This window comes from Collimonas sp. OK412 (assembly GCF_900112135.1).
GTDB classification, from domain to species: Bacteria; Pseudomonadota; Gammaproteobacteria; order Burkholderiales; family Burkholderiaceae_D; genus Collimonas; species Collimonas rhizosphaerae.
The window spans coordinates 22,823-42,368 of sequence record NZ_FOLC01000004.1 but is presented as its reverse complement, the minus strand read 5'-3'; the positions used below and the strand labels follow the sequence as shown (position 1 = coordinate 42,368).

Below are 19,546 nucleotides of genomic sequence, written 5' to 3'. Positions count from 1 at the left end.
ACAATAGCTTTCCGGCATTTTTGCCTCCCCTTACCGCATTTTCTGCTCAATCCATGTCCCTACTTTGGCAAGCCCGCTTCTTTACTACGGTCAATCATCTTCGAGACTTGCCAACTTTGCAAGTCCCCGAGATCGCTTTCGCCGGCCGTTCCAATGCCGGCAAATCGACCGCCATCAATCTTTTGTGCAATCAGAAGAAGCTGGCCTTTGCATCTAAAACACCTGGCCGTACCCAGCACATCAACTATTTTTCGATAGGCGGCGCCCACGTCGCACAGCATCGCAAGGATGAAACCAGGATCGACGAGATCCGCGCCTTGCTGGTCGACCTGCCCGGTTACGGTTATGCGGAAGTGTCCGGTTCGGCCAAGCTGCACTGGCAGCAATTGCTCGGCGACTATGTGCGCCGCCGCCAGCAGCTGGCGGCGCTGGTGCTGATCGTCGACTCGCGCCGGCCGTTCACTGAACTCGATGTGCAGATGGTGGAATGGTTTGCGCCTACCGGCAAGCCGATTCATTGCATCTTGAGCAAATCCGACAAGCTCAACCGCAACGATGCGACCAACGCGTTGCGCCAAGCCCGCACTTTCCTGGCCAGCTACGTCGATGAAAACAACCAGCAATTGCCGTTTACCGCACAGCTGTTTTCAGCGCTGAACCGCAACGGGCTGGAAGAAGCCAATGATCGTATCCTGGAATTGGCCGGCCTGACTGGCGCCGCCGGCGAAGTGCCTGACGCAGCCGCAGCTGGCGACGGCGAAGAAGAAGTTTAGTCACTGCGCTAAACATAAAAAAGCCCTGGAGAAAGGGGAATATCTCCAGGGCGCAATGCCTTATCACCAAAAGCGATACGGCCCCGCTCAGGGAGGGAAGCGGGAGGCGAATGATGCACCTATTGCTAGGAGAAGGACTGGCCCGAAAAAGTTCACGACTTTTTTATTTTTCGGCGAAAATATTAGCGGAGCAAATCGCAAGGTTGCTTCCCACCCACCCGATATCTCAGAAACCGACATGCCATATTCTCAGAAAACCGCCCAGTTTCCAGCCATCCGCATGCGCCGCATGCGCAAAGATGCTTTTTCGCGCGCGATGATGCGAGAGAACACCATCACTACCGCCGATCTGATTTACCCGGTCTTCATACTGGATGGCAAGAACCAGCGCGAAAAAATCAATTCGATGCCGGGAGTTGAGCGTCTGTCAATTGATCAACTGCTAAATGTGGCGGAAGAATGCGTAGCGTTGGGAATTCCAGTCATCGCCTTATTCCCGGTCATCAATCCATCACTGAAAACCCCGGACGGCATCGAGGCCACCAATCCGCAAGGTTTGATTCCACGTGCGGTGCGTGAGCTGAAACAGCGTTTTCCTGAGCTTGGCATCCTGACCGACGTGGCCCTCGATCCCTACACCAGCCATGGCCAGGACGGCGTGCTGAATGCGGACGGTTACGTGCTCAACGACGAAACCTGCGCCATCCTGGTCAAGCAGGCGCTGACCCAGGCTGAAGCCGGGGTGGACATCGTGGCGCCGTCCGACATGATGGACGGCCGCATCGGCGCCATCCGCCATGCCTTGGAAACCCACCATCACATCCACACCCGCATCATGGCTTATTCGGCCAAGTACGCCTCGGCGTTTTACGGGCCGTTCCGTGATGCGGTCGGTTCTTCCGCCACGCTCGGCAAGAGCAACAAGAATACCTACCAGATGGACCCGGCCAACAGCAACGAGGCTTTGCATGAAGTCGCGCTGGACCTGGCCGAAGGCGCCGACATGGTGATGGTCAAGCCAGGCATGCCTTACCTGGATATCGTGCGCCGTGTGAAAGACGAATTCAAGGTGCCGACCTTTGCCTACCAGGTCAGCGGCGAGTACGCGATGATCAAGGCTGCCGCCCAAAACGGCTGGCTCGACCATGACAAGACCATGATGGAAGCAATGATGGCGTTCAAGCGCGCCGGCGCCGACGGCGTGCTGACGTATTTTGCGCTGGATATCGCCCGTCACTTGAAAAAAGGCTAAGCGCCCGCTGCAGAAAAAGAGCCGTGCCGGATCGGCAAAAACGGCCTCGCCTCCAACGAACACACCGCCGACGTTACCCTTGGCAACGTCGGCGAACATGCCCCAAAAGTCGGCATATCAGCTTGAAACCCCTTCTTTTTGCATCCAGGCCACAGTAATTAAAAGTTCATGCATTTAGGTTTGACTGCATAGACGATAATAATTATCATTCACCTCTCTATTCCCGGTCAGCCATTCTTCTCAAACCCGACTACGTCGCGCTGCGAGCAAGACCAGCCAGCACCAGCACTCCCCCACCCGCAAAGAAATATAATAATGACCTCGCTCAAGAGTCCTCACCATCTTATCGTCCGCCGCTGTTCCGCAGCGGTTGCATTGGCTTTCCTGAGCCTGCCTGGGCTGGCCCAAACCGCTGCCGCTCCGATCACCGCCGACGATGCCAGCACTTCGACGCTGGAATCGATCCAGGTCAGCGCCGATTGGCTCGGCAGCGGCCTGCAAAACAGCGTGAAACGTTTTCCGGGGGCGCGCACCGTGGTCAAGAAAGAAGAAATCGAAAATAGCGGCGCGTCCAACATCGGCGATGTGATGCGCCGCATCCCGGGCGTGCAGTCGACCGACAATTCCGGCACCGCCGGCAGCGCGATCTCGCTCAATATCGGCGTGCGCGGACTGACCGGACGTTATTCGCCACGCTCTACCGTGCTGCTGGACGGCATCCCGATGGCGGTGGCGCCATATGGCCAGCCGCAGCTGTCGTTTGCGCCGGTCAGCCTGAACAACATCGAAGCAATCGACGTCGTGCGCGGCGGCGGCGCGGTGCGCTACGGTCCGCAAAACGTCGGCGGCATCATCAATTTCAAGACACGCTCGATTCCGGCCGAGCCTGGTTTCAACGGCGACGCCAGCGTGCGCTACAACGGCTATAGCGGCGGCGAAACGAACAAGCAATACAGTGCATTCATCGGCAGCCAGCTCGGTACTGACCTCGACCCCGGCCTCGGCCTGGCGCTGCTGTACTCCGGCTCCGACGGCTCCAGCTGGCGCGCCGGCAGCCGGGAAACGGTCAACGACTTTGCGCTGAAATTCCGTTACCAGCTGACTCCGGGCTCGGAACTCTACGGCAAGGTATCGTATTACGACGTCAACTCGCGTACGCCCGGCGGCCTGACCGTGGCGCAATATAATGCCGATCCTTTCCAGAACACGCGCCCTACCGATTTCTGGAGCGGCACGCGCAAAGGCATCGATGCCGGCTACCTCAACACGCTGTCGGCCACCCAGGAATTCGAAGTCCGCACTTACTACAACGAAAGCTTCCGCCAGAGCGTATTGATCTCGGGCGCCAACCTGGTCCACCAGCCGCGCAATTACGAGGTGCTGGGCATCGAACCGCGCTACACGCAGCGTTTCGATCTGGGCCAGACCACCAACGATGTCTCGGTCGGCTACCGTTATATCCGCGAGCGCGGCGACGACAACAGCTTCAATGAGTCCATCGCCAGCGGATTGCTGGCGCCGCAGACCACCTTCAACAACGCCACCGATGCCCATGCCGCCTATATCGACGACAAGATTTCGTTTGGCGCATGGCGCGTCACGCCGGGCGTGCGTTTCGAGCATATCAACTCTACCCGCGACGACCTGAAGGCGCGCAGCACCTACCAGACCACCAACAACAAGGCCTTGCCGTCGCTCAATATCGCCTACCTGCTGACGCCGGACCTGACCTTGTTCACCAACTACACTACCTCGTTCGGGCCGGTGCAGAACCTGCAGCTGAATTCGCAGTCCGCGGCCAATCCGCTGATCCCGGAACTGGCGAAAACGGTGGAAGCCGGCGCCCGCTGGAAAAGCCGCCGGCTGTCGGCCGAGGTGACGCTATTTGACATGCGCTTCGATAACCAGATCCAGCAGGTTGCAGGGACAGTGCCGGCAACCTTCATGAATATCGGCAAAACCAGGCACCAGGGTATTGAAACCGCAGTTGACTATACCTTCGACAAGGACGGCAAATTGGCGGGCTTGAACCTGTTCGCCAACTACAGCTACACCCGCGCGCTGCAGGAATCGGGACCGACCCGCGGCCTGGACGTGCCGTTCTATTCGCGCAATACCGATACCGTCGGCTTGCGCTACCAGCATGGTCCGTGGGGCCTCAACCTGTCGAGCACGCATCAAGGCAAGCAGTTCGCCGACAATGCCAATACCATCGCCGAAAGCGCGGACGGCAGCAACGGCGAGATTCCCGGTTTCCGCACCTGGAATACCCAGGTCGACTGGAAGGTGCCGGGCGCCAAAGGCTTCGACATCCTGGCCGGCGTCAACAACCTGGCCGACAAACGTTATTACACCCGCAACGTCGACGGCAATGCCGGACGCATGGTCGGCGCGCCGCGCATGGTTTACGTGCAAGGACGCTATACGTTCTAAACAGTTGCCATACAGCGGCTTTTGCCGCACGCAGCGAAAAAATGGAAGCCCGGTCCCGGCTTCCATTTTTGTTCGAGGAAACCCTCCTCCTGTATTGCCCGGGCTTTCGGTTACCATGCAAAGCAACAACATCGATCGCGGCAAGCGACAGGAGACAAAGATGCAAGAGAAAGTGATTACCCTGGCCACGCCGGTATTCTTTTTATTGATATTCATCGAGCTGGCCGTCGGCCTGCTGCGTCGGCGCAATACCTACCGCCTCAACGATGCGATCAACAGCATCAGCCTGGGTGTCCTGAGCCAGGTTTCCGGCGTGTTCATGCAAGTGCTGCGCATCGGCATCTATGCCTGGCTGGCCAGCCACATCGGTCTGTTCAAGCTGCCGGCCGACAGCCTGTGGGTATGGCTGTCCGGCTTGCTGCTCTACGACCTGTGCTACTACTGGCTGCATCGCTGCGGCCATGAAGTCAACATCTTGTGGGCAGCCCACGTGGTGCACCATCAAAGCGAAGACTACAATCTGTCGACCGCGCTGCGCCAGACCAGCAGCGGCCCGTTCCTGAGCTGGATCTTTTATGTGCCGATGGCGCTGCTGGGCTATCCGGTCGAAGTGTTTGCCGCCGTGGCGCTGATCGACCTGCTTTACCAGTTCTGGGTGCATACGCAGCAGATAGGCAAACTAGGATGGCTGGACCGGGTGCTGGTGACGCCTTCCAACCACCGCGTGCACCATGGCGTCAATGATATCTACCTGGACAAGAATTACGGCGGCATCCTGATCCTGTGGGATCGCCTGTTCGGCACCTTCATCGAAGAGCGCGACCAGGATCCCGTGGTGTATGGCACCCGCAGTCCCCTGCGCAGCTGGAACCCGATCTGGGCCAATTTCGAAGTCTACAAAGTCTTGTGGCTGGATGCCTGGCGCGCGCAACGGCTGGGCGACAAGCTGCGGGTCTGGCTGAAGGCGCCGGGCTGGCGTCCGGAAGATGTTGCGGCAAAATGGCCGGCCACGCCTTTCGATATCGCCCGGCCGCCGTATCATCCGCAGCTTAGTCTTGCCGCACAAGTCTACTGCCTGGTGCAATTCACCATCGTGCTGCTGGTCACCACGCATTTCCTGGCGGCGCAGGCCATCATGTCGTGGCCGCCGGGGCTGGCTTACGCTGCCTGGCTGGTGGCAGGGTTATGGATAGTCGGCGGCCTGATGGAGATGCGGCCGCACTACATCGCGCTGGAAGCATTGCGCCTGGTTGCAACCGGCGCCGGGGTAGTGATCGGCAAGGCCTGGTTTGGTGCGGTATCCTTGTCACCGCTGGTCCAAGGCGGCATCATCGCCGTATCGCTGCTCTCGACGATCGCCCTCTGGCTTATATTTAAACGCTTCTCGACAATGCATGGACATCTTTCTCATCAGTGACAACCAGGTCAGCCAAAGCAAGGAAATACCAGATGCCGTACCGGTCAAAGGTTTCCTGTGGATCGACGCCACCCACGAAGAAGTAGGCGCCGATCCTGAAGCCTGGCGCAACGCCATCGCGCTTGCCACCGGCGTGCAGATCTACGATCCGCACATGACGGATACGCTCAATCCGAACCACCCTTCGTATTTCGATTCGACCCAGGATTACGGCATGGTGGTGTTTCGCAAGCTCATGCTGAATGGCAACGGCAATCTTCGCACGACTGAAAACGGCGTCCCGATCGCCGTCGACAAGATTGCTGCGCCGCCAGCCGCGGCTGCCGACAGCGAAGCCGGCAAGCGCCGGATTCCCGCAGCCTTGAGCAAGCTGGCGACGCAGCCGGTGACCTTCCTGATCATGGACCATGCGCTGGTTACCGTTCACGAACGCGCCAGCCGCACCATCGATGCGGCGCGTGCGCGTTTGCTCGACCTTTGCAACAAGACTGAAAAGACGCCGCACTCGACGCGTCCGCCAACCTCTCCGGAAGATCTGCTGCTGCGCCTGATCAACGCCATGGTCGACCAATACCTGGACCTGCGCCAGCCGCTGACCACGCAACTGGATCGCTGGCAGCGCGCGCTGCTCGATCCGCGCCGGCCGTTCAAGGACTGGATGGCGCTGCTGGATGCGCGGATCGAATTGCGCAAGCTGGAAAACCTGTGTGAAGAGCAGCACGACGCCATGCAGGAATTGCGCGATTATTTCGTCGACATCGATGACGGCGTCGAAATCAGCCGCGCCAAGGACTTGCTGCTGGTGCGCATCAACGATGTGATGGAACACATTACGCGAGTGCTGAACCACGCGCGGCGGCTGGAGTCGTCGATCGAATCGGCGGTGCAGATCCATTTTTCCGCGGTCGCCCACCGTACCAATGAAATCATGCGCACGCTGACCGTCATCACCGCATTGTTCATGCCGCTGACCCTGATCACAGGGATCTTTGGCATGAATTTCGAAGTCATGCCTCTGCTCAAAAATGCATTCGGCTTCTGGCTGACAATGGGCAGCATGGCGCTGATTATCGTCGTCATGCTGGTATTCTTCCAGCGCCGCCGCTACCTGGAGAGCCAGGCGCTGGACCGGCGCTGAGAAGCCGCCTCCCGCAATAAAAAGCCCCGTTCTCGACGGGGCTTTTTTTCGGCATCTGGACCGGCGGCAGGATCAGTCGCGGTTCGGCTGCGGAGTCAAGCGCAGATAAGGGCGGATCGCCTTGTAACCCTTAGGGAATTTCTGCTTCAGTACCTCGGGGTCCTGCAGCGATGGCACGATCACGACATCCTCCCCATCTTTCCAGTTTCCTGGCGTGGCGACCGAATAATTATCGGTCAGCTGCAGGGAGTCGATGACGCGCAGGATCTCGTCGAAATTGCGGCCGGTGCTGGCTGGATAGGTAATGGTCAGGCGCACTTTCTTGGCCGGATCGATCACGAACAGCGAACGCACAGTCGCCGTTGCGCTGGCATTCGGATGGATCAGGTCATACAGTTCCGACACCTTGCGGTCGGCATCGGCGATGATCGGGAAACCAACCACGGTGTTCTGCGTTTCGTTGATGTCCTTGATCCATTCCTGATGCTTGTCGGCAGGATCCACAGACAGCGCGATCACTTTCACGCCGCGCTGTTCAAACTGCGATTTCAATTTGGAAGTCAGGCCGAGTTCAGTGGTGCAGACCGGCGTAAAGTCAGCCGGATGGGAAAACAGCACCACCCACGAATCGCCGGCCCAGTCATAGAAATTGATCTTGCCGAGCGATGAGTCCTGCTCAAAATCGGGGGCGACGTCGCCAAGGCGTAAAGTCATTTCAGTCTCCTTTGGATTGCATGGGGAATTGCGAAAACATCGAACTAAAACTATACCCTGTCGCAGCCACAGCTTAAAGAATTTTATCTACTATCTACATAACCGCAGGTTGGATACAAATGAGTAGGCATAGCGATCAGCTATCCAGCACCGATAATGATTGCAGGAACTTATCGGCGTTCTGGTAACCGATGACGCGTCCGCGAGGGACTTCCTGTCCCTGTCCGTCAAACAATATGATGCCTGGCGGTCCAAACAGATTAAAGCGCTTGAGCATGGCCTTGTCGTCCGCGTTGTTGGCCGTGACGTCGATTTGCAGCAAAATCATTTCGCCGAAGCGCGCTTGCACGCGCGGGTCGGTGAACGTGAGTTTTTCCATTTCCTTGCACGACACGCACCAGTCCGCATAAAAATCCAGCAATGCCGGCTTGCCGTTGGTCTGTGCCAGGGCAGCATCCAGTTCGGCCACTGATTTGACTCGGACAAATTGCGTATGCGCGCTTTGCTGCGCTCCACCCAGGTGCGCCAACGGCGCCAGCACATCGCGCCCGCCGCTGATGCCGCCGACCAGCTGCACCACGCCGCACACCATGAACACCACGCCGAATGCCTTGGCGAACCAGGCCGACGATTTACCCCACAGCAGGTATGCGCCGTAGCCTATGCCCAGCGCGGCCCAGCCCAGAATCTGCGCCAGCGCCGGCATCACCGGCGCCACCATCCATAACGCCACTGCCAGCATCAGCACGCCAAAGAAACGCTTTACCGATTCCATCCAGGCGCCGGCGCGCGGTAGCAGGGAACCGGCGGAAATGCCGACCAGCACCAGCGGCACGCTCATGCCGACCGCCATCGCAAACAGCGCGCTGCCGCCAACCACTACGTCACGGGTCTGGCTGATGTACACCAAGGCGCCGGCCAGCGGGGCTGCCACGCACGGTCCGACAATCAATGCCGAAATCGCGCCCATCACAAACACGCCAATCAGCTTGCCGGCCGATTGCTGGCCGGAGGCTTGCGTCAGCCTGGTCTGGAAAGCCGCCGGCAGTTGCAGCTCATAGAAACCGAACATGGATAGCGACATCAGCACCATCAGCAAAGCGAACGCCGACAATACCCACGGATTCTGCAAAGTGGCGGCCAGGCCTTCGCCAGCCAGGCCGGCTGCAACGCCCAGCGCGGTGTAGACCAGCGCCATCCCTAGCGCATAGGTCACTGAAAGCAGGAAACCGCGGCCGCGGCTGACCTTGGTGCCTTCGCCGACAATGATCGACGACAGGATAGGCACCATGGGCAGGACGCAGGGCGTGAAGGCGAGCCCCAGGCCCAGCAGCAGGAACAGCGGCATGATCACCAGCAGTTTGCCGCCCTTCAGCGATGATTCGATGCGGCCGCTCTCGGTATCGGCGGGAGCGGATGGAATCACGCTCCCAGGCGCCTGTACGGCGGCCGCAGAGGCATTACCGCCTGCGACCGGCGTATCGATGGCGCTGCTGCCTTTCGCGATACCCATCGCGCTCAACAGGCCGCCTGTGGAGCTGCCGCCGGTGGTAGACAGGCTGATGTTCGAATCCATGGGCGGATAGCACAGCCCCTTGTCGGCGCAGCCCTGGCCGGTGGAAATCAGCGTGAAGCTGCCGTTTGCCTCGACCGGCAGGCGGATGGTCACGCTGTGATGATAGGTCTCGACATTCTTGTTGAAGGTCTGGTCGAACTTGACCGTGCCGGCGGGGATCTGCGGTTCGCCCAGCGTGGCGCCTTCAGCCTTGAAATGGAAACGCTCGCGATACATGTAATAGCCGTCGGCAATCGCGTAGGTCACTTCGGCTGTCTTGGCATCGGCCATGCGCGCTGAAAACTTGAACGCCACTTCCGGCGCCAGGTAGTCGTCTTCCTCGGCATGCGCCAGGCACAGCGCGAACATCATGGCAAACAACAGGGACAATTGCCTAATGTGCTTAACAAGGTACTTAAACATTCACGTCCTTTTGGGTTTCTGCAGTAATCCAGTCCAGGTAGGCCGGCAAACCGGCCACGATCGGCAAGGCAATTATTTCCGGCAACGCGTACGGGTGGGCCGCCTTGATTGCAGCCTCCAGCTCCGCGTAGCGAGCGGCGGCGGTCTTGATCAGCAAAGTCGCTTCGCTGGCCTGCTCCACCACGCCTTGCCAGCGATACACCGCTTGCACGGCTGGCAGGATATTGACACAAGCTGCCAGTTTTCGTTCTACCAGCTGCCGTGCCAGCGCTTGTGCGCTGGCCGCATCCGGCAAGTTGGTGAGTATAAGCAAGGCATCTGACATAGTCGATTCCCCAAGGTGATCCTTACAACCGGCGCCGCGATTCAATATCATGGCGCAGGGCCAGGGAATGGCGCGCAAAACGCAAAAAAGCCAGGCTAGGCCTGGCTTTTGATTTTAACGCAGCTGAGCTGGTTAAGTTAGCTAACTGAGTTGACTAGCTTAGTCAGCTGTCGGTACATCAGCAGCATCGCTGATTTCAGGACGGTCCAGCAGCTCGATGTAAGCCATTGGAGCGTTATCGCCAACGCGGAAACCCATTTTCAGGATGCGCAGGTAGCCGCCGTTACGATTTGCGTAACGTGGGCCCAGTTCAGCAAACAGCTTCAGGACCATTTCGCGGTCACGCAGACGGGCGAATGCCAGGCGCTTGTTCGCCAGTGTGTCGGTCTTGCCCAGTGTCAGGATCGGTTCGATCACGCGACGCAGTTCTTTTGCCTTCGGCAATGTGGTCTTGATTGCTTCGTGGCGCAGCAGCGAAACAGTCATGTTGCGCAACATGGCGAGGCGGTGGGAAGAAGTACGATTTAATTTACGGAGGCCGTGACGGTGACGCATGGTAATTCCTTTCAGTTTTTGAGTTTACATCCAGCTCTTCGATCGACTTCGGCATGTTGCCTGGGTCGCGGGCCGGTTGAAATTAAGTACAACAATGAATACAACAAGGGTGGAACCGGTAAAACTCGCTCAGGAGCGCGGCCCAAGGGCGAGATTCTATCCCACCCCGGGCTGAACAACAAATATTACTTTTCCAGGCCTGCAGGCGGCCAGTTTTCCAGCTTCATGCCCAGTGTCAGGCCACGGGACGCCAGGACTTCCTTGATTTCGTTCAAGGACTTGCGGCCCAGGTTTGGCGTCTTCAGCAGTTCATTTTCGCTACGCTGGATCAGATCGCCAATGTAGTAAATGTTTTCTGCTTTCAGGCAGTTCGCCGAACGTACTGTCAGTTCCAGGTCGTCTACCGGGCGCAACAGGATCGGATCGACTTGCGGTGCGCGCGATGGAGCTTCGGCAGCAGCTTCGGTGCCTTCCAGCGCAGCGAACACGTTCAGCTGGTCAACCAGCACACGCGCCGATTGGCGAATCGCTTCTTCCGGAGTGATCACGCCATTGGTTTCAATGTTGATGACCAGCTTGTCCAGGTCGGTACGCTGCTCCACACGCGCCGATTCAACAGCGTAGGAAACACGGCGGACCGGCGAGAACGATGCGTCCAGGATGATGCGACCGATGGTCTTGTTGGCATCTTCCGTCAAGCGACGGACGTTGCCGGGCACGTAACCACGGCCTTTTTCAACCTTGATCTGCATGTCGAGTGCGCCACCGGCTGTCAGGTGGGCAATCACGTGTTCCGGATTGACCAGTTCGACGTCATGCGGCAGGTCGATGTCGGAAGCCAGGACTGCGCCTTCGCCATCTTTTTTCAAGGTCAGCGTGACTTCGTCACGGTTATGCAGCTTGAATACGACACCCTTCAGGTTCAGCAGGATATCGACTACGTCTTCCTGCACGCCGTCGAGCGACGAGTATTCGTGAACCACGCCGGCGATCGTCACTTCAGTCGGCGCGTAGCCAACCATCGACGACAGCAGCACGCGGCGCAGCGCATTGCCCAGGGTGTGGCCGTAACCACGTTCAAACGGTTCCATCACGACTTTAGCGTGGCCGGCACCCAGTGCTTCTACTTCGATAATACGTGGCTTCAACAAGCTGTTTTGCATGAAATGTCCTTTTCAATACCCTCGGCTCGTTACACCGATAAGGCTGATGGCATTAAGGGCGCCGCCGATAATCCTGAAGATTGCCGGCGCCACCCTGATGAAAAAGCCCCGCCTGCGGAAAATATGACTGCGGGCAGGGCCGGAAAAACTGAAATTAACGCGAGTACAGTTCGACGATCAGCGATTCGTTGACATCGTTGGCGATTTCGTTGCGGTCTGGCAGGGACTTGAAAGTACCTTCCATTTTCTTCGCATCGACCGAAACCCACGATGGCATGCCGCCTTGTTCTGCCAGCGACAGAGCTTCAACGATACGCACTTGCTTCTTGGCTTTTTCGCGGACGGCAACAACGTCGCCTGGCTTCACTTGGTAAGACGCGATGTTGACCACGTTGCCGTTGACGGTGAACGCCTTGTGCGAGACCAATTGACGGCCTTCAGCACGGGTCGAACCGAAACCCATACGGTAAACAACGTTGTCCAGACGCGCTTCCAGCAAACGCAGCAATGTTTCGCCGGTGTTGCCCTTGCGACGGTCCGCTTCAGCGAAATAACGGCGGAACTGGCGTTCCAGGATGCCGTACATACGCTTGACCTTTTGCTTTTCGCGCAATTGGTTGCCGTAGTCGGAGGTACGTGCGCCCGATGTGCGGCCATGCTGACCTGGCTTGGAATCCAGTTTGCACTTGGAATCCAGCGAGCGGCGTGCGCTCTTCAGGAACAGATCCGTACCTTCACGGCGGGAGAGTTTTGCTTTAGGTCCGATATAACGTGCCACGATGTTTCCTTTTAAAAATATGACGCCGAGACATTACTGCCTTTTGCGGTCGACAACCGACCTGGCGCTAGTCCGGTTTGCTTTCAACCAGACAGTGGGCTTAAGAACAAAACCCGCCAAGGTCATTGGCGGGCAACTTGCAATCGCTACTGCAGGCAGCAGCGACAATCAGAATCGATTTAGATACGACGACGCTTAGGTGGGCGGCAGCCGTTATGCGGTACTGGAGTGACATCTTGAATCTGGGTGATCTTGATGCCCAGGTTGTTCAATGCACGAACCGCGGATTCGCGACCTGGGCCTGGGCCCTTGATGCGAACTTCCAGGTTCTTCACGCCACATTCCACAGCCACTTTACCAGCGGCTTCGGCTGCAACCTGCGCTGCAAATGGAGTCGACTTGCGGGAGCCTTTAAAGCCAGCGCCACCAGATGTCGCCCACGACAACGCGTTACCTTGACGATCGGTAATCGTGATGATGGTGTTGTTGAAAGACGCGTGGATGTGCGCGATGCCTTCAGCAACGTTCTTTTTAACTTTTTTACGCACACGTGCTGCTGCGGCGTTATTTGGGGACTTTGCCATAATAATTTCCTTGAATCCGACTACCTAAGAACAATCAGTTGCCACGGAAGCGTGGCAGCTTAATTATTTCTTCAGCGATTGAGCGGCTTTGCGCGGGCCCTTGCGGGTACGAGCATTGGTACGAGTACGTTGGCCACGGCAAGGCAAGCCTTTACGGTGACGCATACCACGATAGCAACCCAGATCCATCAAACGCTTGATGTTCATCGACAGTTCACGACGCAGGTCACCTTCGACGACGAATTTTGCAATTTCGTCGCGCAGCTTTTCCAGCTCGTTATCGTCGAGATCTTTGATCTTCTTCGTAGTCAAAATACCCGTGCTCTCGCAAATTTCTTGTGCGCGTGGGCGGCCAACACCGTAGATGGCTGTCAAGCCGATGACGGTGTGCTGATGATTGGGGATGTTGACCCCTGCAATACGTGCCATTCGTTATTCCTCGATCAATAACGTTAATTAACCTTGGCGCTGTTTATGGCGCGGTTCCGTACAAATGACGCGAACTACGCCTTTGCGCTTAATGATCTTACAGTTGCGGCAGATCCGCTTGACTGATGCGAGCACTTTCATTTTCGTCTTCTTTCTATACTAAAAGTTACTTGGTACGGAACACAATCCGTGCCCGGCTTAAATCATAAGGTGTCAATTCCACTGTCACCTTATCTCCTGGCAGGATACGAATATAGTTCATGCGCATCTTGCCAGAAATATGACCGAGGACGATATGTCCGTTTTCCAACTTGACTCTAAATGTTGCATTGGGGAGATTCTCAAGAATCTCGCCTTGCATCTGGATAACGTCGTCTTTTGCCATTCGGTCTACTGGTTCCTCTGGTCGTTCATCTCAACTTACCGCGTCGAAACGCCGCCCTTGAAATTTGCCTTACGCAGCAGCGAATCATATTGCTGCGACATCACGTAATTCTGTACCTGCGCCATGAAGTCCATGGTGACCACTACGATAATCAACAGCGATGTACCACCAAAATAGAACGGTACCTTCCAGCGAGCGATCAAGAATTCCGGAACCAGACACACTACCGTGATATAGACCGCGCCAACCAGAGTCAAACGCATCAAGATCTTGTCGATATAACGTGCTGTCTGTTCACCTGGACGAATCCCCGGCACAAACGCGCCGCTTTTCTTCAGGTTGTCTGCTGTTTCCTTGCTGTTGAATACCAGCGCAGTGTAGAAAAAGCAGAAGAATACAATCGCAATCGCATACAGCAAAGCATGAATCGGCTCGCCTGGCGCCAGTGAAGCCGCCATATCCTTCAGGAAGTTGACCACCGGATTGGTTGAATCACCGGAAGTAAACCAACTCGTGATTGTCGCAGGAAACAAGATGATCGAGGAAGCAAAGATTGGAGGAATTACACCAGCCATATTCAGCTTCAGCGGCAAATGACTGCTTTGACCGCCATAAATCTTGTTGCCTACTTGACGCTTGGCATAATTCACCAGGATCTTGCGCTGGCCGCGTTCGATAAACACCACCAGGTATGTCACGCCGGCTGCGATCAGACAAATCAGGATCGCCGACAAGGCACTCATGGAACCGGTACTTACCTGTCCGAACAAACCACCAACCGCATTTGGCAAACCAGCTGCGATACCTGCAAAAATGATGATCGAGATACCATTACCAAGACCACGCTCGGTAATCTGTTCACCCAACCACATCAAAAACATCGTTCCTGTCACCAGCGTCACAACTGTCGTGAAGCGGAAAGCCAAGCCTGCATCCAGCACCAGGCCAGGTTGCGATTCCAGCGCTACTGCAATCCCCAGGGCCTGGAACGTCGCCAGCAACAGCGTACCGTAACGGGTGTATTGGGTAATCTTGCGGCGACCGGATTCGCCTTCTTTCTTCAACGCTTCCAGCTGAGGCGACACAATCGACATCAATTGCATCACGATCGAAGCCGAGATATACGGCATGATCCCCAGCGCAAACACGGTGAATCGCGACAACGCACCACCAGAGAACATGTTGAACATGCCCAAAATGCCGCCCTGGTGCTGCTTAAACAATTGCGCTAACTGCGATGGGTCAATTCCCGGTACAGGAATATGCGCACCAATACGATATACAACCAATGCAGCAAGCAAGAACCACAGACGGCCCCAAGGGAAGCCGCTCGCAGCACTCTTTGCAAGTTGGGGAGAAGTCGCCACTTATTGCTCCATTGCTACGAGTTAGAACGACAAATTAAGCAACCGATCCGCCCGCCGCTTCAATCGCAGCTTTTGCACCCTTAGTAGCGATCAAGCCTTTGAGCGTTACCTTCTTGGTGACTTCGCCCGACAGGATGACGCGTACCACGCGTGCCAGCTCACCGATCACGCCAGCTTGCTTCAACACCAGGATATCGATTTCAGTTACCGGCAGGTTTTCCAGGTCCGACAAACGAACTTCAGCCTTGTACGGCGTTGCCATCGACTTGAAGCCGCGTTTTGGCAAACGACGTTGCAGAGGCATCTGACCGCCTTCAAAGCCGACCTTGTGGAAACCGCCCGAACGCGATTTTTGACCCTTGTGACCGCGGCCGGCTGTCTTACCCAGGCCCGAGCCGATACCACGACCAACGCGACGCTTGTAATGCTTGGCGCCATCTGCAGGTTGAATAGTATTCAATTCCATAATTTGCTCCGTTCGCAAGCCTAAGCTTACGACACCACTTTCACAAGATAGGACACTTTATTGATCATGCCGCGCACAGCTGGGGTGTCTTGCAATTCGGAAACCGAATTGACACGACGCAGGCCCAGGCCGCGAACTGTCGCGCGATGAGTTTCGCGCGTGCCGATCAAACCCTTGATCAATTGTACTTTTACAGTCTTTGTCATTTTGATCACCTTAGCCCAGAATTTCTTCAACGGACTTGCCGCGCTTGGCAGCAATTTCCGATGGCGTGTTCATCTTTGACAAGCCGTTCAAAGTAGCACGAACCATGTTGTAAGGATTGGTCGAACCAGTGGACTTGGCCACAACGTTCGTCACACCCAGTACTTCGAAGATTGCGCGCATTGGACCGCCGGCGATGACGCCAGTACCGTCTTTTGCTGGCAGCATCAGCACCGATGAGGCGCCGTGCTTGCCGGAGATTGCGTGTTGCAATGTACCGTTCTTCAGCGTTACCTTGATCATCTTGCGACGGGCTTCTTCCATAGCCTTCTGCACTGCAACCGGCACTTCCTTGGATTTGCCCTTGCCCATGCCGATACGGCCATCGCCATCACCAACAACAGCCAATGCTGCGAAACCCATGATACGACCACCCTTGACCACTTTGGTCACACGGTTGACCGCGATCATTTTTTCGCGCATGCCATCATCCGGCTTATCGCTTTGCATTTTCGATTGCATTTTTGCCATGACGATTCTTCCTTAGAACTTCAGACCGGCTTCACGGGCGGCATCTGCCAGCACCTTGACGCGGCCGTGGTAACGGAAACCGGAGCGATCAAACGCAACTTCGGTAACTCCTGCTTTCAGTGCCTTCTCGGCAACGCGCTTGCCAACCAGAGATGCAGCTGCCGTATTGCCGCCTGCACCGGACTTGCCGGCCAGTTCTGCACGTACTTCAGCTTCCAGTGTGGAGGCCGAAGCCAGCACTTTAGCGTCAGGGCCGATGATGCTGGCGTAAATGTGCAAGTTGGTGCGATGCACTGCCAGGCGGTTCACCTTTAACTCTGCGATCTTGGCACGCGTTTGGCGTGAGCGGCGCAGACGTGATTGTTTCTTATCCATCGTCAACCCCTATTACTTCTTCTTGGTTTCTTTAAGGATTACCACTTCGTCCGAGTAACGAACGCCCTTGCCCTTATACGGCTCAGGTTCGCGGTAAGCACGAACTTCTGCAGCAACCTGACCAACACGTTGCTTGTCGATACCCTTGATCAGGATCTCGGTTTGCGTCGGAGTTGCCACGGTCACGCCTTGCGGCATTTGGTGAACCACCGGATGCGAAAAACCGAGCGACAGATTCAACTTGTCACCTTGTGCTTGCGCACGAAAACCCACGCCAACCAGGTTCAGCTTCTTTTCGAAACCCTTGGTTACGCCATTGACCATGTTGTTGACCAGAGCACGCAGGGTGCCTGACATCGCATTGGCTTCGCGGCTATCGTCAGCGGCAGCGAAATTCAGCGTGCCGTTGTTGTTTTCGATTTTTACCAGGCCATTCAAAGCCTGGGAAAGTGAGCCCAATGGGCCCTTAACTGTGATCTGCGCTGCTGTAATGGTCGCTTCCGCGCCAGTTGGCAGTGCAATCGGCATTTTACCTACACGAGACATGTTGCACTCCTTAGGCGACGTAGCAAATAACTTCGCCACCGACACCGGTTGCGCGCGCTTTGCGGTCCGTCATGACACCAGCAGGTGTCGAAATAATTGCCACACCTAAGCCGTTCATCACGTTAGGGATGTCATCTTTGCCCTTGTAGATCCGCAGCCCTGGACGGGACACACGATCAAGACGTTCGATAACAGGACGGCCGGCGTAATACTTCAAACCGATTTTGAGTTCCGCTTTGCCGCCTTCTTCTGCGACAGCGAAATCTTCAATGTAACCCTCGTCCTTGAGGACGTTGGCAATCGCAATCTTGACCTTCGACGATGGCATTGCCACGGTTGTCTTGTGAACTACTTGCGCATTGCGGATACGGGTCAGCATATCGGCGATAGGATCGCTCATACTCATTGCATATTCTCCTATTACCAGCTTGCTTTAGTCATACCCGGAATTTCGCCACGCATGGCGATTTCACGGAGCTTAATACGGCCCAGACCGAACTTGCGGAAAGTGCCACGTGGACGACCAGTCAGGGAGCAACGATTACGTTGACGTGTCGGAGCCGAGTTACGTGGCAGCGCTTGCAATTTCAAGCGAGCTTCGTAGCGCTCTTCTTCCGATTTCGATTGGTCATCAATGATTGCCTTCAACTCGGCACGCTTGCCGGCGTATTTCTTTACCAGGTCAGCGCGCTTTTGTTCACGGTTAATCAGTGCCAGTTTTGCCATGGCAACCTCAGTTTCTGAACGGAAATTTAAATGCGGCGAGAAGCGATTTTGCTTCGTCGTCGGTCTTTGCAGTCGTCGTGATACTGATATTCATACCACGCAACACATCAATCTTGTCGTACTCAATTTCGGGGAAAATGATCTGCTCTTTCACACCGATATTGTAGTTACCACGACCGTCAAATGCGCGACCGGAAACGCCACGGAAGTCACGAACGCGCGGCAGCGCGACAGTGATCAGGCGATCCAGGAACTCGTACATCTGAGCGCCACGCAATGTAACCATGCAACCGATTGGATAGCCTTCACGGATCTTGAAACCCGCGATAGCTTTCCGTGCCTTGGTCACGACTGGCTTCTGACCTGCAATCTTGGTCAAATCGCCAACAGCGTGTTCAATGATCTTCTTGTCCGCAATCGCTTCCGACAGACCCATGTTCAGGGTGATCTTCAGGATGCGCGGCACTTCCATTACGGACTTGTAAGCGTATTTCGCTGTCAGGTCGGTAACGACTTTTTCTTTATAGAATTCTTGGAGACGGGCCATGATCTCTTAAACCTTAACAACTTCGCCACTGGACTTGAAAACGCGGACTTTCTTGCCATCCACATCTTTAAAACCAACGCGATCTGCCTTGCCAGTTGCAGCGTTGAACAACGCCACATTTGACACGTGAATTGGCATCAACTTGTCAATGATGCCACCAGTTACACCAGTCATCGGGTTCGGCTTGGTTGCTTTTTTAGCAACGTTGATGCCTTCTACGACAACATGGTTAGCATCAACGCGTTGCTTAACAACACCGCGCTTGCCCTTGTCTTTACCAGTCAGGACGATTACTTCGTCGCTTTTCCGAATCTTATCCATCTCGACTCCTTACAGCACTTCAGGCGCGAGCGACACAATCTTCATGAAGCGCTCAGTGCGCAGTTCACGAGTGACTGGTCCAAAAATACGCGTACCAATTGGCTCAAGCTTCGCGTTCAGCAGCACTGCTGCATTGCCATCGAACTTGACCAACGAACCATCTTGACGGCGAACACCTTTAGCGGTCCGCACGACAACGGCGTTATAGATCTCGCCTTTTTTGACGCGACCACGTGGCGCTGCCACTTTGACGGTAACCTTGATCACATCACCAATGCTGGCATAGCGACGCTTGGAACCACCCAGAACTTTGATACACATAACTTCGCGTGCACCAGTGTTGTCGGCTACTTCGAGCCGGCTTTCCGTTTGAATCATAATATTTTCTTTCCCAACTTAACTCGCTGCCGCACGATGCGGATTTACGGTCAGTCTTGGTCCTGTCAGGGCAACTCTGCTGAGCGCACTGCTTAGGTGGACGACTTCCAAAACTTCTTGCTAGATACTGCAGGGTGTTTATTTCGCTCTTATTGGAAGCC

Annotated in this window: 25 protein-coding genes and 1 pseudogene; 5 read left to right on the top strand and 21 right to left on the bottom strand. The window is 56.0% G+C overall.

All coding sequences use genetic code 11. The annotated features are described in order from the left end of the window. The first annotated feature begins 53 nt into the window (after window positions 1–53). The 5 genes and pseudogenes from yihA (at window position 54) to BM062_RS05695 (ending at window position 7,013) form a co-directional block, all read left to right on the top strand. A complete protein-coding gene (yihA, locus tag BM062_RS05715) occupies window positions 54–773 on the top strand; it encodes a ribosome biogenesis GTP-binding protein YihA/YsxC (RefSeq protein WP_092394453.1) in 720 nt (239 codons plus the stop codon). Between the two features lie 238 nt (window positions 774–1,011). Further along, window positions 1,012–2,025 (top strand): porphobilinogen synthase, encoded by a 1,014-nt coding sequence (hemB, locus tag BM062_RS05710; RefSeq protein WP_092394450.1) that lies wholly within the window; start codon window positions 1,012–1,014, stop codon window positions 2,023–2,025. Window positions 2,026–2,340: 315 nt separating this feature from the next. Beyond that, window positions 2,341–4,458 carry a TonB-dependent receptor family protein gene (locus BM062_RS05705; protein ID WP_092394447.1) on the top strand — a complete coding sequence of 706 codons (2,118 nt, stop codon included), beginning with the start codon at window positions 2,341–2,343 and terminating at the stop codon, window positions 4,456–4,458. A 160-nt stretch (window positions 4,459–4,618) separates the two neighbouring features. Further along, a pseudogene (locus BM062_RS05700) lies at window positions 4,619–5,459 on the top strand (sterol desaturase family protein); the annotation flags it as partial. A 393-nt stretch (window positions 5,460–5,852) separates the two neighbouring features. Further along, a complete protein-coding gene (locus BM062_RS05695) occupies window positions 5,853–7,013 on the top strand; it encodes a magnesium transporter CorA family protein (protein ID WP_092394444.1) in 1,161 nt (386 codons plus the stop codon). 72 nt (window positions 7,014–7,085) lie between these two features. Here BM062_RS05695 and BM062_RS05690 read toward each other — a convergent pair whose 3' ends face one another. From BM062_RS05690 to rplN, 21 genes are all read right to left on the bottom strand, one after another. After that, entirely contained in the window at window positions 7,086–7,727 is a 642-nt protein-coding gene (locus BM062_RS05690; RefSeq protein WP_092394441.1) for a peroxiredoxin, read from the bottom strand. 136 nt (window positions 7,728–7,863) lie between these two features. Next, on the bottom strand, window positions 7,864–9,651 hold the full coding sequence (gene dsbD / locus BM062_RS05685; protein WP_371326553.1) for a protein-disulfide reductase DsbD: 1,788 nt from the start codon (window positions 9,649–9,651) through the stop codon (window positions 7,864–7,866). Between the two features lie 46 nt (window positions 9,652–9,697). Beyond that, window positions 9,698–10,030, bottom strand: coding sequence for a divalent-cation tolerance protein CutA (gene cutA, locus BM062_RS05680; RefSeq protein ID WP_092394436.1), 333 nt, complete (start codon window positions 10,028–10,030; stop codon window positions 9,698–9,700). A gap of 159 nt (window positions 10,031–10,189) precedes the next feature. Next, the gene (gene rplQ, locus BM062_RS05675; protein ID WP_092394434.1) at window positions 10,190–10,585 is read right to left on the bottom strand and encodes a 50S ribosomal protein L17; all 396 of its coding nucleotides are present in this window, start codon (window positions 10,583–10,585) and stop codon (window positions 10,190–10,192) included. Between the two features lie 185 nt (window positions 10,586–10,770). Then, window positions 10,771–11,748, bottom strand: a complete 978-nt coding sequence (gene rpoA / locus BM062_RS05670) for a DNA-directed RNA polymerase subunit alpha (RefSeq protein WP_061532025.1) — start codon at window positions 11,746–11,748, stop codon at window positions 10,771–10,773. Between the two features lie 154 nt (window positions 11,749–11,902). Further along, on the bottom strand, window positions 11,903–12,526 hold the full coding sequence (gene rpsD / locus BM062_RS05665) for a 30S ribosomal protein S4 (protein WP_092356384.1): 624 nt from the start codon (window positions 12,524–12,526) through the stop codon (window positions 11,903–11,905). Between the two features lie 179 nt (window positions 12,527–12,705). Continuing rightward, window positions 12,706–13,110 (bottom strand): 30S ribosomal protein S11, encoded by a 405-nt coding sequence (gene rpsK / locus BM062_RS05660; RefSeq protein ID WP_014004417.1) that lies wholly within the window; start codon window positions 13,108–13,110, stop codon window positions 12,706–12,708. 63 nt (window positions 13,111–13,173) lie between these two features. Then, window positions 13,174–13,539, bottom strand: coding sequence for a 30S ribosomal protein S13 (rpsM, locus tag BM062_RS05655; protein WP_092394431.1), 366 nt, complete (start codon window positions 13,537–13,539; stop codon window positions 13,174–13,176). 27 nt (window positions 13,540–13,566) lie between these two features. Continuing rightward, window positions 13,567–13,680 (bottom strand): 50S ribosomal protein L36, encoded by a 114-nt coding sequence (rpmJ, locus tag BM062_RS05650; protein ID WP_014004415.1) that lies wholly within the window; start codon window positions 13,678–13,680, stop codon window positions 13,567–13,569. Between the two features lie 25 nt (window positions 13,681–13,705). Next, window positions 13,706–13,924 (bottom strand): translation initiation factor IF-1, encoded by a 219-nt coding sequence (infA, locus tag BM062_RS05645; protein WP_014004414.1) that lies wholly within the window; start codon window positions 13,922–13,924, stop codon window positions 13,706–13,708. Between the two features lie 35 nt (window positions 13,925–13,959). Next, window positions 13,960–15,291, bottom strand: coding sequence for a preprotein translocase subunit SecY (gene secY / locus BM062_RS05640; protein WP_092394428.1), 1,332 nt, complete (start codon window positions 15,289–15,291; stop codon window positions 13,960–13,962). A gap of 34 nt (window positions 15,292–15,325) precedes the next feature. After that, the gene (gene rplO / locus BM062_RS05635; RefSeq protein WP_092394424.1) at window positions 15,326–15,757 is read right to left on the bottom strand and encodes a 50S ribosomal protein L15; all 432 of its coding nucleotides are present in this window, start codon (window positions 15,755–15,757) and stop codon (window positions 15,326–15,328) included. Window positions 15,758–15,783: 26 nt separating this feature from the next. Continuing rightward, window positions 15,784–15,963 carry a 50S ribosomal protein L30 gene (rpmD, locus tag BM062_RS05630; protein ID WP_038494775.1) on the bottom strand — a complete coding sequence of 60 codons (180 nt, stop codon included), beginning with the start codon at window positions 15,961–15,963 and terminating at the stop codon, window positions 15,784–15,786. Window positions 15,964–15,973: 10 nt separating this feature from the next. After that, window positions 15,974–16,492, bottom strand: a complete 519-nt coding sequence (gene rpsE / locus BM062_RS05625) for a 30S ribosomal protein S5 (RefSeq protein ID WP_014004410.1) — start codon at window positions 16,490–16,492, stop codon at window positions 15,974–15,976. Between the two features lie 12 nt (window positions 16,493–16,504). Further along, window positions 16,505–16,867, bottom strand: coding sequence for a 50S ribosomal protein L18 (rplR, locus tag BM062_RS05620; RefSeq protein ID WP_041741098.1), 363 nt, complete (start codon window positions 16,865–16,867; stop codon window positions 16,505–16,507). Between the two features lie 12 nt (window positions 16,868–16,879). Beyond that, window positions 16,880–17,413, bottom strand: a complete 534-nt coding sequence (rplF, locus tag BM062_RS05615) for a 50S ribosomal protein L6 (RefSeq protein WP_041741097.1) — start codon at window positions 17,411–17,413, stop codon at window positions 16,880–16,882. 10 nt (window positions 17,414–17,423) lie between these two features. Beyond that, window positions 17,424–17,819 carry a 30S ribosomal protein S8 gene (gene rpsH, locus BM062_RS05610; RefSeq protein WP_014004407.1) on the bottom strand — a complete coding sequence of 132 codons (396 nt, stop codon included), beginning with the start codon at window positions 17,817–17,819 and terminating at the stop codon, window positions 17,424–17,426. Window positions 17,820–17,833: 14 nt separating this feature from the next. Continuing rightward, window positions 17,834–18,139 carry a 30S ribosomal protein S14 gene (gene rpsN, locus BM062_RS05605; RefSeq protein WP_014004406.1) on the bottom strand — a complete coding sequence of 102 codons (306 nt, stop codon included), beginning with the start codon at window positions 18,137–18,139 and terminating at the stop codon, window positions 17,834–17,836. Window positions 18,140–18,146: 7 nt separating this feature from the next. Then, entirely contained in the window at window positions 18,147–18,686 is a 540-nt protein-coding gene (gene rplE, locus BM062_RS05600) for a 50S ribosomal protein L5 (RefSeq protein ID WP_061538670.1), read from the bottom strand. Window positions 18,687–18,692: 6 nt separating this feature from the next. Beyond that, a complete protein-coding gene (gene rplX / locus BM062_RS05595; protein WP_061538669.1) occupies window positions 18,693–19,007 on the bottom strand; it encodes a 50S ribosomal protein L24 in 315 nt (104 codons plus the stop codon). Window positions 19,008–19,016: 9 nt separating this feature from the next. Further along, window positions 19,017–19,385, bottom strand: a complete 369-nt coding sequence (gene rplN, locus BM062_RS05590; protein ID WP_014004403.1) for a 50S ribosomal protein L14 — start codon at window positions 19,383–19,385, stop codon at window positions 19,017–19,019. Between the last annotated feature and the right edge of the window lie 161 nt (window positions 19,386–19,546).

Coding starts and splice junctions, on each gene's coding strand:
- yihA (WP_092394453.1), top strand. CDS start 54: ATGTCCCTACTTTGGCAAGCCCGCTTCTTTACTACGGTCAATCATCTT.
- rplQ (WP_092394434.1), bottom strand. CDS start 10,585: ATGCGTCACCGTCACGGCCTCCGTAAATTAAATCGTACTTCTTCCCAC.
- BM062_RS05705 (WP_092394447.1), top strand. CDS start 2,341: ATGACCTCGCTCAAGAGTCCTCACCATCTTATCGTCCGCCGCTGTTCC.
- rplF (WP_041741097.1), bottom strand. CDS start 17,413: ATGTCTCGTGTAGGTAAAATGCCGATTGCACTGCCAACTGGCGCGGAA.
- rplE (WP_061538670.1), bottom strand. CDS start 18,686: ATGGCCCGTCTCCAAGAATTCTATAAAGAAAAAGTCGTTACCGACCTG.
- rpmJ (WP_014004415.1), bottom strand. CDS start 13,680: ATGAAAGTGCTCGCATCAGTCAAGCGGATCTGCCGCAACTGTAAGATC.
- rplX (WP_061538669.1), bottom strand. CDS start 19,007: ATGGATAAGATTCGGAAAAGCGACGAAGTAATCGTCCTGACTGGTAAA.
- rpsE (WP_014004410.1), bottom strand. CDS start 16,492: ATGGCAAAAATGCAATCGAAAATGCAAAGCGATAAGCCGGATGATGGC.
- rpsK (WP_014004417.1), bottom strand. CDS start 13,110: ATGGCAAAGTCCCCAAATAACGCCGCAGCAGCACGTGTGCGTAAAAAA.
- rplO (WP_092394424.1), bottom strand. CDS start 15,757: ATGGAATTGAATACTATTCAACCTGCAGATGGCGCCAAGCATTACAAG.
- rpsH (WP_014004407.1), bottom strand. CDS start 17,819: ATGAGTATGAGCGATCCTATCGCCGATATGCTGACCCGTATCCGCAAT.
- rpmD (WP_038494775.1), bottom strand. CDS start 15,963: ATGACAAAGACTGTAAAAGTACAATTGATCAAGGGTTTGATCGGCACG.
- rpsM (WP_092394431.1), bottom strand. CDS start 13,539: ATGGCACGTATTGCAGGGGTCAACATCCCCAATCATCAGCACACCGTC.
- BM062_RS05695 (WP_092394444.1), top strand. CDS start 5,853: ATGGACATCTTTCTCATCAGTGACAACCAGGTCAGCCAAAGCAAGGAA.
- hemB (WP_092394450.1), top strand. CDS start 1,012: ATGCCATATTCTCAGAAAACCGCCCAGTTTCCAGCCATCCGCATGCGC.
- rpoA (WP_061532025.1), bottom strand. CDS start 11,748: ATGCAAAACAGCTTGTTGAAGCCACGTATTATCGAAGTAGAAGCACTG.
- rplN (WP_014004403.1), bottom strand. CDS start 19,385: ATGATTCAAACGGAAAGCCGGCTCGAAGTAGCCGACAACACTGGTGCA.
- BM062_RS05690 (WP_092394441.1), bottom strand. CDS start 7,727: ATGACTTTACGCCTTGGCGACGTCGCCCCCGATTTTGAGCAGGACTCA.
- rpsN (WP_014004406.1), bottom strand. CDS start 18,139: ATGGCAAAACTGGCACTGATTAACCGTGAACAAAAGCGCGCTGACCTG.
- dsbD (WP_371326553.1), bottom strand. CDS start 9,651: ATGTTCGCGCTGTGCCTGGCGCATGCCGAGGAAGACGACTACCTGGCG.
- infA (WP_014004414.1), bottom strand. CDS start 13,924: ATGGCAAAAGACGACGTTATCCAGATGCAAGGCGAGATTCTTGAGAAT.
- rplR (WP_041741098.1), bottom strand. CDS start 16,867: ATGGATAAGAAACAATCACGTCTGCGCCGCTCACGCCAAACGCGTGCC.
- cutA (WP_092394436.1), bottom strand. CDS start 10,030: ATGTCAGATGCCTTGCTTATACTCACCAACTTGCCGGATGCGGCCAGC.